Annotated in this window: 17 protein-coding genes; 15 read left to right on the top strand and 2 right to left on the bottom strand. The window is 28.0% G+C overall.

Going from position 1 to position 14,202, the window contains the following annotated elements; genetic code table 11:
* Window positions 1–68 precede the first annotated feature (68 nt).
* On the top strand, window positions 69–467 hold the full coding sequence (locus BET03_RS02315) for a CoA-binding protein (protein ID WP_120166825.1): 399 nt from the start codon (window positions 69–71) through the stop codon (window positions 465–467).
* 126 nt (window positions 468–593) lie between these two features.
* Here the strand turns inward: BET03_RS02315 and BET03_RS02310 are convergent, their stop codons facing one another.
* Together BET03_RS02310 and BET03_RS02305 are read right to left on the bottom strand one after the other, a co-directional pair.
* Complete coding sequence (locus tag BET03_RS02310; RefSeq protein WP_120166823.1) at window positions 594–956, bottom strand: TSUP family transporter; 363 nt, start codon at window positions 954–956, stop codon at window positions 594–596.
* Complete coding sequence (locus BET03_RS02305; protein ID WP_279230313.1) at window positions 953–1,312, bottom strand: sulfite exporter TauE/SafE family protein; 360 nt, start codon at window positions 1,310–1,312, stop codon at window positions 953–955. The genes BET03_RS02310 and BET03_RS02305 overlap by 4 nt, the downstream gene beginning before the upstream one ends.
* A gap of 156 nt (window positions 1,313–1,468) precedes the next feature.
* Here BET03_RS02305 and cysK point away from each other — a divergent pair, with 156 nt between their 5' ends.
* The 14 genes from cysK to ruvA all read left to right on the top strand — a co-directional run bounded on the left by cysK (window position 1,469) and on the right by ruvA (window position 14,200).
* Window positions 1,469–2,386 (top strand): cysteine synthase A, encoded by a 918-nt coding sequence (gene cysK, locus BET03_RS02300; RefSeq protein WP_120166819.1) that lies wholly within the window; start codon window positions 1,469–1,471, stop codon window positions 2,384–2,386.
* 66 nt (window positions 2,387–2,452) lie between these two features.
* Window positions 2,453–3,178: an NAD(+) synthase gene (gene nadE, locus BET03_RS02295; protein WP_120166816.1), complete on the top strand. Its 726-nt coding sequence runs from the start codon at window positions 2,453–2,455 to the stop codon at window positions 3,176–3,178.
* 159 nt (window positions 3,179–3,337) lie between these two features.
* On the top strand, window positions 3,338–4,051 hold the full coding sequence (gene sigI / locus BET03_RS02290; RefSeq protein ID WP_120166814.1) for an RNA polymerase sigma-I factor: 714 nt from the start codon (window positions 3,338–3,340) through the stop codon (window positions 4,049–4,051).
* A 4-nt stretch (window positions 4,052–4,055) separates the two neighbouring features.
* Window positions 4,056–5,204 carry an anti-sigma factor domain-containing protein gene (locus tag BET03_RS02285; protein ID WP_183108678.1) on the top strand — a complete coding sequence of 383 codons (1,149 nt, stop codon included), beginning with the start codon at window positions 4,056–4,058 and terminating at the stop codon, window positions 5,202–5,204.
* 42 nt (window positions 5,205–5,246) lie between these two features.
* Window positions 5,247–6,863, top strand: a complete 1,617-nt coding sequence (locus BET03_RS02280; protein WP_120166810.1) for an S-layer homology domain-containing protein — start codon at window positions 5,247–5,249, stop codon at window positions 6,861–6,863.
* A gap of 184 nt (window positions 6,864–7,047) precedes the next feature.
* Entirely contained in the window at window positions 7,048–7,791 is a 744-nt protein-coding gene (locus BET03_RS02275) for a YebC/PmpR family DNA-binding transcriptional regulator (protein WP_120166808.1), read from the top strand.
* 301 nt (window positions 7,792–8,092) lie between these two features.
* A complete protein-coding gene (locus tag BET03_RS02270; RefSeq protein WP_120166806.1) occupies window positions 8,093–8,482 on the top strand; it encodes a hypothetical protein in 390 nt (129 codons plus the stop codon).
* A 128-nt stretch (window positions 8,483–8,610) separates the two neighbouring features.
* Window positions 8,611–9,045, top strand: a complete 435-nt coding sequence (locus tag BET03_RS02265) for a GAF domain-containing protein (protein ID WP_120166804.1) — start codon at window positions 8,611–8,613, stop codon at window positions 9,043–9,045.
* 22 nt (window positions 9,046–9,067) lie between these two features.
* Window positions 9,068–10,687, top strand: a complete 1,620-nt coding sequence (locus BET03_RS02260) for a thiamine pyrophosphate-binding protein (RefSeq protein ID WP_120166802.1) — start codon at window positions 9,068–9,070, stop codon at window positions 10,685–10,687.
* 197 nt (window positions 10,688–10,884) lie between these two features.
* A complete protein-coding gene (locus tag BET03_RS02255; protein ID WP_120166800.1) occupies window positions 10,885–11,127 on the top strand; it encodes a nucleoside triphosphate pyrophosphohydrolase in 243 nt (80 codons plus the stop codon).
* Window positions 11,128–11,484: 357 nt separating this feature from the next.
* On the top strand, window positions 11,485–12,219 hold the full coding sequence (locus BET03_RS02250) for a hypothetical protein (protein ID WP_120166798.1): 735 nt from the start codon (window positions 11,485–11,487) through the stop codon (window positions 12,217–12,219).
* Between the two features lie 75 nt (window positions 12,220–12,294).
* Entirely contained in the window at window positions 12,295–12,909 is a 615-nt protein-coding gene (locus BET03_RS02245; protein ID WP_120166796.1) for a BofC C-terminal domain-containing protein, read from the top strand.
* A gap of 193 nt (window positions 12,910–13,102) precedes the next feature.
* A complete protein-coding gene (ruvC, locus tag BET03_RS02240; RefSeq protein WP_120166794.1) occupies window positions 13,103–13,597 on the top strand; it encodes a crossover junction endodeoxyribonuclease RuvC in 495 nt (164 codons plus the stop codon).
* 12 nt (window positions 13,598–13,609) lie between these two features.
* A complete protein-coding gene (ruvA, locus tag BET03_RS02235; protein ID WP_120166791.1) occupies window positions 13,610–14,200 on the top strand; it encodes a Holliday junction branch migration protein RuvA in 591 nt (196 codons plus the stop codon).
* Window positions 14,201–14,202 lie beyond the last annotated feature (2 nt).

Raw genomic sequence — 14,202 nt, 5'->3', positions numbered from 1 at the left:
ATAAATAAAGTATTGTGTTAAAATATACTATAGGGGGGTATAAACAATAAAAACAGGAGGTATAGTTTATGGATAATATTGAAAAAAATAAAAAGGAAATGCTAGATAAGAAAGTATGGGCAGTAGTTGGTGCCACTCCAAATAAGGATAAATACGGTTATAAAATATGGAATGTTCTTAAGGAACATGGATATATAGCTTATCCTGTTAATCCTAAATATGAAGAAATAGAAGGAGAAAAATGCTATCCTTCAGTAGAAGAATTACCAGAAAAAGTAGATGTGATAGATTTTGTAGTACCACCTAAAGTTACTAAAAAAATAATAGAACAAGCAGATAAAGTTGGTATTGAATATCTTTGGTTTCAACCAGGAACTTTTGATGAAGAAATTATTGAAAAAGCAGAAAAATTAAATAAAAAAATAGTATATTATGACTGTGTATTAGCTGAATTGACAGAAAAATAAAGAGGCCTCTCAAGTGGTCTCTTTATTTTTTATAACACATAAGAAATTATAAACAAATAAAAATTGTGGATAAAATATAATTTCTGTTATTTGTTTAAAAAAAGTCAACCTTGAGATTCTTCTACTTTAAGTAGAAGAATTTTTTATTTTACTAAAAATTTGATATAAACCCATAAATAATAAAAATAGCCCAAACATTTTTCTTAATGCTTTTGAAGAAAGGTTAACAGCAAGCAATGAACCCAAAATAGAACCTATAAGTCCAGATATTATTATAGGAATAGCTAATTTAATACATATGTTCTTATTTATAAAATGTGTTATTAATGATATTATAGCTATTGGGATAAAAACTATTAAGTTTATACCTTGGGCTTGATGCTGACTTAAAGATGTAAAAAAAATTAATGCAGGAATTAATATAGTCCCTCCACCAATTCCCATTCCACTAATAATACCTGATAAGAAACCAACTAAAAAAAGAATCATTTTATCATCATCCTTATTGCTGCTATAATCATAAATATTCCAAATGCTTTACGTAGTATTTTGCTAGGGACTTTATTTAAAAGTCGAGCCCCTATATAAGCTCCTATACTTCCGCCTAAACCAACAACAATTGCAATATTAAGTCTTAACATATCATGTGTAAAATAAATAAATGTACTTACAATAGTAAGAGGAAAGATTATTGATATTGCAGTAGCATGGGCCTTATGATCTTCTATACCTATTAAAAAAACTAAAGCAGGAACTATTATCGTTCCTCCACCTGAACCGAATAATCCATTTACCATACCTGTAATTAGTCCAATAATTATAAACTTTGAATATTTTTTTATCAAATACATATAATCACCTAAAAATTAATTTAAAAATAATCTATTTATAAAATTACTTTTTCCTCAATAAATACTAACTATTCACTTGACATAAAAAGAATGTAATTATAGAATATACTTATAAACCTATAGGAATACTAGGAATTAAGGAGGTAAATTATGAAAGTTGTAAATAATATTTCAGAATTAGTTGGTGAAACACCTATTATTAAATTAAATAATTTAATTGAAGAAGATAGTGCTGAAGTTTTTGTAAAGCTAGAATCTTTTAATCCAGGAAGCAGTGTGAAAGATAGAATTGCTCTTAACATGATAGAAAAAGCAGAAAAGGAAGGGAAATTAAAAGAAGGTTCAGTAATAATAGAACCAACAAGTGGAAACACTGGTATAGGACTTGCAATGATTGGAGCAGCTAAAGGATATAAAGTTATTTTAGTAATGCCAGACACTATGAGTATAGAAAGAAGAAATTTATTAAAAGCTTATGGAGCAGAACTTGTTTTAACACCTGGTGAAAAGGGAATGAAAGGTGCAATTGACAAAGCATATGAGCTTTTAGAGAAAAATGATAACTATTTTATGCCACAGCAGTTTGACAATCCAAATAATCCAGAAATGCATAGAAAAACTACTGCAAGAGAAATATTAAAACAGATGGATGGGGACTTTGATGCCTTTGTGGCTGGAGTAGGTACAGGTGGAACTTTAACTGGTGTTGCACAAGTTATAAAAAATGAACTAGAAGAAGTTAAAATAGTTGCAGTTGAACCTTATAATTCTGCTGTATTATCAGGAGAAGATCCAGGACCACATAAAATTCAAGGTATAGGTGCAGGTTTTATACCTAATGTATTGGATAGATCATTAATTGATTCTATAGAAAAAGTTAAAGCAAAGGATGCCATAAACACTGCTAAAAGATTGGCAAAAGAGGAAGGTATATTAGTGGGAATTTCATCTGGAGCGGCTATTTATGCTGCCCTTAAAAAAGCGAAAGAATTAGGAAAAGGTAAAAAAGTAGTCGTAATAGCCCCAGATAATGGAGAAAGGTATTTAAGTACAGGCATGTTTGGATAAACATATTTACTCAAAAACCTCCTATATGGTATAATAATATGCAAAATAAATATGGAGGTAGTTTAAATGGAAAATGTGCAAGAGATATGTAATAGTCTTGTTAAATGGTTAAGAGAAAAAGCAGAAGATGCAGGTTGTAATGGTTTAGTTTTTGGACTAAGTGGAGGTATTGATTCTGCAGTAGTTGCTGCTTTATCTAAAAAAGCATTTCCAAATAATTCATTAGGTGTTATAATGCCATGTCATAGTATTAAAAAGGATGAAGAACACGCAAGATTAGTTGCTAAAGCCTTAGATTTAAAAACAGTAAAAGTAAACCTAAGTGATGTTTTTGATAAGTTATTAATTGCAGTAGATGATGATGGAAGCAATGATCTTGCTACTGCTAATATTAAACCAAGACTTAGAATGACTACTCTTTACTATTTCGCCCAAAAACATAAATATCTAGTTGCCGGAACAGGCAATAAAAGTGAACTTACTGTAGGATACTTTACTAAACATGGAGACAGTGGTGTTGATCTGTTACCAATAGCTAGTTTTGTTAAACAAGAAGTTAGGGAATTAGCTAAGTATTTAGGTATACCTGAAATTATAATAAATAAACCGCCATCTGCTGGGTTATGGGAAAATCAAACTGATGAAGAAGAAATGGGAATTAGCTATAAGGAATTAGATAATTATATTAAAACAGGCAAGGCAGATAAAAAGGTTAAAGAAAAAGTTGATAGAATGTATAAATTAAGTGGACACAAAAGAAGAATGCCTTTAATTTTTGAATATGATAAATAGAAATGTATTATCTCCTAAGTTAAAAACTTAGGAGATTTTTTAATACCTCAAAAAATAAGTTTAAGTTTACGAAAATATATTATAGAAAGTACTGTGTTTTGATAATATTACATAATATACAATGTAAATAGTTTAGGCTGCGGAAAGTGGGGTGAAGATATGTTTTTTAAAAGAAAAGAGAACCTGGAAGAAAGAGTAGAAAGGGCTAAAAAAGACAGTGATGAATTAAATAAACTTATTAAAGAGTATAGGCCTTTCATTATCAGTACAGTTCAAAAAAAGGTTGGAAGGTATGTTAAAAGTAGCCAAGATGATGAAATTAGTATAGGAATGATAGCCTTTAAAGAAGCTATAGATTCATTTGATAGTAATAAAGGTAAGTTTTTAAGTTTTGCCAAGCAAGTTATAAATTTAAGATTAATTGACTATTACAGGAAAGAGAAAAATAAAGAAAGAGAAGTATATTTAGATACATCGGAAGAAGATAATGATAATAAAATATATGAGATTGGAACTAATAAGGCAATCGAAATACATAGACTAAAAGAAGAAAATGAAATTAGAAAATTTGAAATAATAGAGTATGGTAAAGAACTAAAAAAGTGGGGAATAGATTTTAATGATTTAGTTAAAGTGTCTCCCAAAAGTAAAAGACTTAGAGAACTTTATAAAGAAATATCTAAAATAATAGTTGGAAATAAAGAATTATTAGATGATTTAATAAGGACTAAAAGATTACCTATAAAGAAAATACAAAAATTTAAAAAAGTACATCGAAAAAAGATAGAACGAGGTCGAATATATATAATAGCTTTGGTGTTAATTTTCATTGGTGAATACGAATATATTAAAAGTTATATTGATGGGAGGTGATGATATGAAAGGAATTGTAATGGATTTAAAGGAAGATAAAGTAATAGTTATGACTAAAGATGGAGAGTTTTTAAAATTGGAAAAACCAAGAACTAAAGTAAATATTGGAGAGGAAATAGATGTTAATAAAAATAGTTTTAACTATAGAAGATTTGTTGCTATAGCTGCGATGTTCTTATTTTTAATTATAGGAAGTTATGCTGTTTATGGCTATTATAATCCATATGGATATGTTAATGTTGATATAAACCCTAGTGTAGAAATAGCTTATAATCTTTATGGAAATGTAATATCAGTTAAATCTTTAAATCAAGATGGACAGGTTGTTGTAGATGAAATTCATGACTATAAAAATAAATCAGTAAGTGAAGTAGTTAATAAAGTAGTTGATATAGCAGCTAAAAAAGAATATTTAAGTAAAGAAGATGAAAATGCCATACTTATATCAATAACTGAAAAAGGCAAAAAGATTGAAAATGATAGATTATATAGTTCTCTTGATAAGCATATTAAAGAGTCAAAAATAAAAGCAGAAGTTGTAGTTTTAGAAATTGATAAAGAGACTCACAGGTTAGCAAAGGAAAATAAAATTTCTCCTGGAAAGTTAGTCTTATTAAACAAAGCAGCTTCTAATAATAAGAATATTCAGCTTAAAGACCTATCAAAAAAGTCTGTAAAAGAGTTAATGAAAATAGTAAATAAAAAAGAAAAGGATAAAGGAAATAAAAATAAAAAAGATAAAAGTAAACCTAATAAGAAAACTAAGAAAAATAATAAAAATGGAGAAAACAATATAAAAGATGAGAAAAAGAATAAACCAAACAATAAGAACAAAACAAATAATGAAATTAAAAATAAACCTTTAAATAAAGACAAGAAAGCTATTAACAAAGAAACTAAAGAAGATATAAAAGAAAAAACAAATAAAAAAATTAATAAAGAAAAACAAAAGGATAAAGATAGGAAACCAACAGATAAAAATGATGTTAGAGAAAATAAAAACAGAGGAAATGGAAAAATTGAAAAACCAAATAAAGAAAAAGTAAATGATAAAATGGATAAAGATAATTTAGGGAATAAATTTAAAAACTCTGACAAAGAAAATACAAAAAAGAAAAATAATTCAAAAAATACCTCAAAACAGAAAAGATAACTCCGAAAGTATATAACAAAAACTAATAGGAGGGGTATAAAAGTGAGAAGGATTATAGCAAGTGTCTTAGTGTTTACTGTACTTGTTTCGTTAAGTTTTTCAACTGCATATGCAGATCCTGAATGGAAAGGTTGGATGCCTCCTGGATTAGCTAAAAAAGGTGGTCTACCTCCAGGAATAGCTAAAAAAATATTTAAGGATATTGAAAAGTATCCTTGGGCTGTAAAAGATATTATAAGAATGAAATTAAAGGGTTTAATTAGGGGATATGGTGAAGGTGTTTTTGCACCTCACAAACCAGTAAACAAGCTTGAAACTATTATTATGGCACTTAGAGTTATGGGATGGGAAGATGAAAGTAAAAGAATAGATGAACTTCCTGAAAAATATAAAGGTGATAAAATCCAGGATTGGGCAAAAGGTTACATAACTGTTGCTTATGAAAAAGGGATTTTAGATGATGTAGATTTAATGTATTTTAATCCTTATGAGTCTGCTAAAAGACATGAAGTAGCCAAATATGTAATCAGAGCCCTTGGATATGAAGAAGATGCAGAAGATCATATGGATGAAGATTTACCCTTTGTTGATGCTGCATTAGTACCTCAGGGATCAGTTGGTTATGTATACTTAGTAAATGAACTAGAGATTATGGAAGGTGATGACAAAGATAGATTTAATCCTATGGGTACATTAACAAGAGCAGAAATGGCAGTTCTATTTTCAAGATTAGATAGTAAAGTTGATAATGAAATTGATGAAAGTACAATAATTGGTACAGTATATAGAGTAAGAGATGATGAGGTTATATTAGAAATAGATGATAATCTAAAGAAATATGAAGTCGATGATGATGTAATAGTATACAAGGATAATAGAGAAATAGACTATGATGATATCGAAAAAGGATCAAAGGTTAGAATAGAATTAGAAAATAGTGAGGCTATATATATAGAAATTATTGATGAAGATTATGATGAAGACAAAATAATAAGAGAATATACTGGAAAAGTTATAAAACTTTCTGATGATGATTTAGATGGAATTGCTATAGAGATAAAAGAAATGGTAGCAGTATTTAAAATCATAGATGATGTTGAAGTTGAATTTGAAAATGGAGAAGGTAGGGTTCATGATATTGAAGCAGGTGATATAGTAACAATTACAGTAGATAGAGATAATAGAGCTAGAGAGATATTTGTACATGAAGAGTTAGAAAGGAATGAAATTAAAGAAGTAGAAGGGATAATAAATGATCTAGACCTTAGAGGTGTATATCATATTACTATAGATGAAGAAAGGTATAAACTATCTAAGAATGCTGATGTTGAAGTTGAAGATAGAGAAAGAGATTTAGAAGATCTAGAGAAAGGTATGGAAGTAGAAGCAAAATTATCTGATGATATAGTAGAAACTATATATGCCGAAAATAGGGAATTTGATGTAGAAGGTAAAATAGAAGATATACTTGAAACTTCAGATGAAGTAAAACTTGTAATAGAAGTAGATGACGAGGAATTTACTTATTATGTAGATGATAATGCTGATATAGAGGTTGAAGATGAAGAGGATGCTGAAATAGAAGATTTAGAAACTGGTCAATACGGCGAATTTGAAATAGTCAATAATACTATTGTAAAGATTGAAATTGAAGACTAAAATCAATTTTTGAATACATTGACCTCACCATAATAAAATCCTTTTTAAAGTAAGGGTATTTCCCCTTACTTTTTTTATTTAAATAGTCAAATAGAATTCATCTAAATACAGGACATGTATAATTGAAGAATTTATTACTTTATGTTAAAATATTTAAGACATTTCAAAAGAAGGAGGACTAGATATGGCTGGGCATTCAAAATGGGCCAATATTAAACATAGAAAAGGAAGACAAGATGCTAAAAGAGCTAAGATATTTACAAAATTGGCTAGAGCTATAACTGTAGCTGCAAGGGAAGGTGGAGCTGACCCAGAATATAATACAGCTTTAAAAAATGCCATTGAAAAGGCAAAGGCACAAAATATGCCTAATGATAACATAGAAAGAGCAATAAAAAAAGGCTCTGGTGAATTAGAGGGAGTAAATTACGAAGAGATAACATATGAAGGGTATGGTCCAGGAGGAATAGCTGTATTAGTTGAAGGCCTAACTGATAATAAAAATCGTACAGCAGCAGATGTAAGACACTATTTCAGTAAATTTGGTGGTAACTTAGGAGCAAATGGTTGTGTTAGCTGGATGTTTGATAGGAAAGGTATTCTTTTAATTGATAAAAAAGATGAAATTGATGAAGAAGAACTAATGATGGAGGCAATTGAAGCTGGAGCTGAGGATTTTAATACTGAGGATGAATATTATGAAATAATAACAACACCAGAGGACTTTTCAGAAGTAAGAGATAACTTAAAAGAAGCAGGATATACATTCTCAACAGCCGAACTGACATATATACCTCAGAATACCCAAGAATTGTCAGATGAAGGTGATATTAAAAACATGTCAAAACTTATAGATGCCCTTGAGGATAACGATGATGTACAAAACGTATATCACAACTGGGATATGCCAGAGGATTTGGATGCTTAAAAAATAATATTAAAATGAGAGTTATAACACCTTATTGTGTTAAAGTATTACATAACACAATAAGGTGTTTTATTTTTTATTTATAAAATGAATGATATTAAAAAAATTTAAAAAATATTTTTTGAGAAATATGAGAAAATGTTTGCCTTGGTAAAATTATTTACATTGAGATGGTGAAAAGACACGATCTAATAACCAAATAAAGTAATATGAGTTAAATTATAACTTGTAAAGATAAAAATAAATTATTATACTTTCTTTGTCAGAAATATTTATTTTAACAAAGGAGGAATTATTTAGTATGATAATTAAAGATACACAAGGAAAGTATGAAGTTAAAGTTAATACTAATAGGAATATTGTATATGAAAAACTTATAGGACTTTTCAAGGATGAAGATATGGAACGTTATCATGAGGAATTTAAAAATAAAATTGCTCCAGCATTAAAAGGTCAAAAATGGACTAAATGTACTGATCTTAGAGAATATAAAACTTCAAGTATAACTGAAACAGGTAAAAAACACCTAGAATGGTGTAAGAAAAATGGTATGGTGCCAGGTGCAATTATAGTATCAAGTGCAGTTGTAAAAATGCAAATGAATAGAATAGCAAGAGAAGATAAACTTGCTCCTACAGCATTTACAGATGAAAAGGAAGCAGATGCTTGGTTAAAAGAACAAGGCTTTTAATATAGATATTTTAAATTTTGGTTACCACTTAGCCCTCTAAAGTAGTTAAGTAGGAAAATAGTACTCTACTTTAGAGGGTATTTTAATTGTTAAATCTATATTTAGTATTTTAAAAAGGAGAGATAGATATGTTAGAGATATTTAATAAATTATGTGATGAAATTAGTCAAGTAATTGAAATAGATGAAATTGCTCTTTTAAAAATACAAGATGGTTATATAATCCCAGTTATTAAAAAGAATACAGAATTTTTATCTGCAGATGAATGGTTTGACTTCCATGAAGAATATGAGTCAAAGGTTGAAAATGATAAATTTATAAAAAGGACATTAGAAGAGAAAAAGGTAAGTGTTATTAAAGATACAAGCAATCTAGAGGAAGTTCCTATAGAATGGAAAGTCCTTGGTATAGCAAGTATATATTTCTTTCCCGTAATTAAGGATGATAAAGTAGTTTCGATTGTAGATATAGCATACATTAAAAAGCCTTACAAGATGACTGATGAACAAATTGAGAAATTGAAAGAAATTATAAGCAAATATAGCAATGAACTAGAAATATAGGAAGTAAAGGAGGCACTAAACTATGAGAATAGCAGATGCTATTCTTCTATACTTATATAAAAATGGAGTAAGACATGCATTCGGTATTCCAACTGGACAGCTTTCAGGTTTTAACGATGCTTTAAATGATATAGACATTGATTATATAGTTGTAAAAAATGAAGCTGCAGCCACCTATTCTGCTGGTAGATATGCAGATCTAAAAAGAGATTTAGGTGTTTGTTTAATAGGTGGGTGTGTGGGAGTAAATAATGCTATTAATGGTATAGCAGATGCATATAGAAATAAGTTACCAGTACTTATAGTAAGTAGTTATGTAAAAAGAGAGAGCATGAACAAAAATGCATTACAAGAAATGATAACTACAGATATTACTACGCCAATAACAAAATATAGTAAAACTGTATTTGAACCTGACAATGTCATGGAAGAATTTGAAAAAGCATTAAAAATAGCTTTAACGCCGCCACATGGACCGGTTCATCTTTCTATTCCAACAGATGTCCAATTAACCAAGTTTAAAGGAATAATACCAGATAGGATAGATAGAGATAAATTAAAACCTAAATTTGACGATAAAAGTTTAAAGAAAGCTACAAATACAATAAATAATAAGAATACTGGGGTAATTATGGTTGGCAGAGGTGCTAGAGGCTTAACAGAGGAAATAAAAAAATTAAGTAGTACACTAAAATGGCCAACTATAACAACTCCAAATGCGAAAGGATTAATATCAAGTAAATTTGAATATAACTTAGGTAACTATGGTTGGTGCACCACTGATGGAGCTGCAGAATATATAGACAATACAGATTTTGACTGTTTGTTAGTATTAGGGTCATCTTTAGGACAAATGTCCACAAGAGCATACAAAAAAACACTAGTTGAAAATAAAACTGTTATTCATATAGATTGGGATAAAAATGAATTTAATAAAGTTTTTAAAACTGATATACCTGTATATTATGATTTAGAGGCTGCAATTAAAAAGATAAATAAAAATATTCATCCTAAGAATAATGTATTTTATAAACCTGATATAAACAAGCCCTATACAAAGAATCATACAGGATTATCATTAAGGATTTTTATGGAAAAAATAGTTGATATTGTACCTGAGGATACTTGTTTTGTACAAGATATGGGAGAAAATATGAATTTTAGCTTCAAATACTTGCCATTGAAAGAAAAAATGGATTTTCAAACAAGTATACATTATGCTTCTATGGGAACAGCTATTGCAGGTGTTATGGGTTCATATTTAGCAAACCCAAACAGGCAATATGCTGTGCTAGTAGGTGATGGAAGTTTTTATATGAATGGAATGGAATTGTTAACAGCAAAAGAACACAATATGCCAATTATTTATTTTGTAGTTAATAATTCAATGTTTGGATTAGTAGAACACGCAGGAAAACTTGTATATGGAAGAAGCCATAAAGGTAAAAGTATTTTTAGCAGAGTATCAATTAAAGATATGGCTGAATCCATGGGAATAGAATCAGTAAAAATTTCACATATAAAACAATTAGGAGAAATTAAAGAAAAAATACATAATTTAGATAAACCTTTTGTTGTAGAGTTAATAACAGATGGTAGCGAAATACTTCTAGATAAAGATAGATGGTCTAATAAAGTATAAAAAATTAAAGTAATATTAACTGACAATAAATTAATTTAAAGGATAGAAAATTGTAAATATAAATGATAAACTTTAAAAGATAATATAAAAGTTAAATATAATGCATTGAGCAAATTATTAGAATGCAAGGAATTTATCCCTGTATCATAAAGTATAATAAATTGGTTAGGGAAAAATACCTGAGATTATTGAGGAAAGTGGAAAAAACCTATTATAAAATATTAGATAATGACTTATATTTACAAATTTTAAATATTAAGTTGAAAGAAGAGCTAAATGAATATCTTGAAAGTGGAGAAGTTAAAGAATTAGCTGATTTAATTGAAGTAGTTTATATTATTTTAAAGGCTAAAGGAATTAATCTAAAGGAGTTAAATAAAGTTAGATTATCAAAGCGAAAAGAAAAAAGTGGCTTTGAAAATATTAAATTAGAAAAGTAATCTAATTAAATTTTCTAGTAATATTATACTCATGTGGAGCTAGATAGAATGGGTCAATAAGCTTATTTCTGCTGAAAAGATATTATTTTTATTTTTCTCCTTGATTTTATATTTAATCATGTGGTATACTGTAACAGTATCACGAAAAAAGTAGAAAATTGCTGTCAGCAAAATGCAATTACAGATCGCCCTTTATCTGAGTGATAAGGGCTATTTTTTACACTTTTAATTAGGGACTTTTTAATGAGTACCAAAAGAATCTAAATTCCTATTAATTATTTTAATCATAGAAAATAAAATTATGTATGTTATAACCCTCCAATATTTTGGTAATAATTGCTAAAGGGAGGGATACCCATGACAACATCGCCAGTTAATTTATGGGAAATTTATGAGGGGTTAAAGTACAGATTTCTATTTAATAGTGATATTAATTCTATACATATGTTGCTCTCTTTATATGATTTAGAAGAAAATATAAATAATATATATCCAAGATATATATCAACTAATAAGATTAAAAACAAAATAAAACATATACTTAAAAATAAAAATAATAATGATATAATAGCACAAAATATAAGTTCACTAATTCATGAAGACATTAGTAGATTAGAACTATGTTTCTATTTAGAAGGATATAAGTATGGTTTTTACAACAATAGATGGATAAATGCTCTTGAAGAAAAAGCTGTGAGAATACAAGGATTGGAGAAGTTATATAAGAGTAAATATTTGTTTCATTTTGATTTTAATCATAAAGAAATACATAAATTACATGATAAATTTATGAAAGAAATTGATTCTAAAGAGAAAAAGGATAAGTACATATCGAATTTAGTTTATACCTTTTCAAATAAAATTATAAAAAAGAAGGTAAAGGAATTCGATAAATACATTGACAAGCAGTTAAAAATGGATTTTACTCCATATAACTTCACTATTAAAGAAGAAAACTATTCTCTAAGAGAAAGCGAACTTGATAAAATATATAAGGCAATAGTTAATGTGTTAATTAAGAATTTAAAGAAGATATATAAGGATGCCAGCTGGTATGCTATTAACGATAAAGTATTAAGACGTTATCTTTAATTACTTTATAAGTATGAATAATATGTATAAATATTGGAGATAATATCCCTCTAGATAGTTTTAGGAGGGATAAAAATGAGAGGTATTTCCAGATTTAGCATCTTTACTGCGTGTTTAGTATTATTTATTATAGGATTTTTAGTTACTTATTTTATTGAAAATGATAATATAAGTGAAAAACCCTTTAATCAGATTAGTGAGAGCAACCAGAATAATAATAATAAGCCTAAGGAAAATGAAAATGTAAAGGATATGATAATAAGTGAAGAAAATCCTGTTATAATCAGTCCTAATACATATATTGAATATGATACCTATTATACCGAGTGTGGAGACGTAATTAAAGAAAGAAAAAAAGTTGATGAAAATTTAGTTAATATGACTGAAGCTCAATTTAGAGAATATATATCACAAGAACATCCCTATTGGAAGATATCAACCTTTACTAACAAGAAAATTGTTATAGATATAAAAAAAGAGCAGCTGTGTCCTAAACATTATATAATTGGAGTAAAGGATAATAAGATTGCCATATACAGAGTAGATGAAAATGGGAAAAGAGTTATATATCAAATAATTGACAAAGATGTTACACTTTTAAAAAAGGTTGACCAAGAAAAATTGAAAAAAGGAATTATAGTAAATAGTAAAGAAGAAATTGGGAATATATTAGAAAATTTTATAAGTTAACAAAAATTATTAGTAAGGTAGATAAAGAATATAATTATTAGAATAATGATTGAAAAACACTAAATGTCGAGGGAGATTAATAGCCCTCGGCATTTTTATTATAATAAAATAAAGTGTATTTTAGAAAACAATTATTTCCTAGAGGAATTTAACTTAAAATATCGAATATATGTTTGTATAAGGAGTTGATTTTATGAGGATAATAGGAGTAGACCCAGGTATTGCAATAACGGGATATGGTATTATAGAATATAGAGGCAATAAGTTTAATGTTATTGATTATGGTGCTATCACAACTGAATCTAAACTACCTTTTCCTAAGCGATTAAAAATTGTGTATGATAATTTATATAATATTCTTTTAGAGTATAAGCCAGAGGCATTTGCAATTGAAGAGCTATTTTTTAACAAAAATGTAAAAACAGCTATAAAGATTGGACAGGCTAGAGGAGTGGAAATACTTGCAGCTGCAAATTATGGGATAGATATATATGAATATACTCCTCTACAAGTAAAGCAAGGGGTTGTAGGTTATGGAAGGGCTCAAAAAAGACAGGTACAGGAGATGGTAAAAATGATGCTTAATCTTAAAGAAATACCAAAACCTGATGATGTAGCAGATGCTTTAGCTGTAGCTATTTGTCATGCACATTCTGGAAAATTTAAAGATATGTTTAAAATGGAATAACGGAGGGATAAAATGTATCAATATATTAAAGGAACAATAGATGAGATAGGGGAAGACTATATTGTAATTGCTAATAATGATATTGGTTATAAAATATACACTTCAACAAATACTATTGCCGGTATAGGTAATGAATATAATAATAGGAAAATATATACCCACTTATATGTAAGGGAAGATGAAATGACATTATATGGATTTTTAAGTAAAGATGAATTAAACATGTTTAAATTACTCTTAACTGTTTCTAAAATTGGGCCTAAAGTAGCATTAGGATTGTTATCAACTTTGAGTTCTGCTAATATAAAAATAGCTATAATAAATGAAGATACTAAGGCCTTATCAAAGGCACCAGGAATTGGAAAGAAAACTGCAGAAAGACTAATACTTGAGTTAAAAGATAAGATAAGTGATAATATAGTTGAGGATGTTCAATTTGGACAACCGACTATAAAAAATGATTTTAATGAAGCCGTAAATGCACTTTTAGCCCTTGGTTATACTAAAAACGAAGTAAATACAGTATTGTCAAAAAATAAATTAGACGGATACACAACTGAAGATATAATAAAAATTGCATTAAAAGAATTATCAAAAAGATAGGA

Origin of the sequence: Thermohalobacter berrensis, assembly GCF_003609645.1 — a bacterium.
Lineage (GTDB): Bacteria > Bacillota > Clostridia > Tissierellales > Thermohalobacteraceae > Thermohalobacter > Thermohalobacter berrensis.
The sequence above is the reverse complement of the archived record's forward strand: the minus strand, read 5'-3'. Positions and strand labels throughout refer to the sequence as shown.

Coding starts and splice junctions, on each gene's coding strand:
- BET03_RS02315 (WP_120166825.1), top strand. CDS start 69: ATGGATAATATTGAAAAAAATAAAAAGGAAATGCTAGATAAGAAAGTA.
- BET03_RS02310 (WP_120166823.1), bottom strand. CDS start 956: ATGATTCTTTTTTTAGTTGGTTTCTTATCAGGTATTATTAGTGGAATG.
- cysK (WP_120166819.1), top strand. CDS start 1,469: ATGAAAGTTGTAAATAATATTTCAGAATTAGTTGGTGAAACACCTATT.
- nadE (WP_120166816.1), top strand. CDS start 2,453: ATGGAAAATGTGCAAGAGATATGTAATAGTCTTGTTAAATGGTTAAGA.
- sigI (WP_120166814.1), top strand. CDS start 3,338: ATGTTTTTTAAAAGAAAAGAGAACCTGGAAGAAAGAGTAGAAAGGGCT.
- BET03_RS02285 (WP_183108678.1), top strand. CDS start 4,056: ATGAAAGGAATTGTAATGGATTTAAAGGAAGATAAAGTAATAGTTATG.
- BET03_RS02275 (WP_120166808.1), top strand. CDS start 7,048: ATGGCTGGGCATTCAAAATGGGCCAATATTAAACATAGAAAAGGAAGA.
- BET03_RS02270 (WP_120166806.1), top strand. CDS start 8,093: ATGATAATTAAAGATACACAAGGAAAGTATGAAGTTAAAGTTAATACT.
- BET03_RS02265 (WP_120166804.1), top strand. CDS start 8,611: ATGTTAGAGATATTTAATAAATTATGTGATGAAATTAGTCAAGTAATT.
- BET03_RS02260 (WP_120166802.1), top strand. CDS start 9,068: ATGAGAATAGCAGATGCTATTCTTCTATACTTATATAAAAATGGAGTA.
- BET03_RS02250 (WP_120166798.1), top strand. CDS start 11,485: ATGACAACATCGCCAGTTAATTTATGGGAAATTTATGAGGGGTTAAAG.
- BET03_RS02245 (WP_120166796.1), top strand. CDS start 12,295: ATGAGAGGTATTTCCAGATTTAGCATCTTTACTGCGTGTTTAGTATTA.
- ruvC (WP_120166794.1), top strand. CDS start 13,103: ATGAGGATAATAGGAGTAGACCCAGGTATTGCAATAACGGGATATGGT.
- ruvA (WP_120166791.1), top strand. CDS start 13,610: ATGTATCAATATATTAAAGGAACAATAGATGAGATAGGGGAAGACTAT.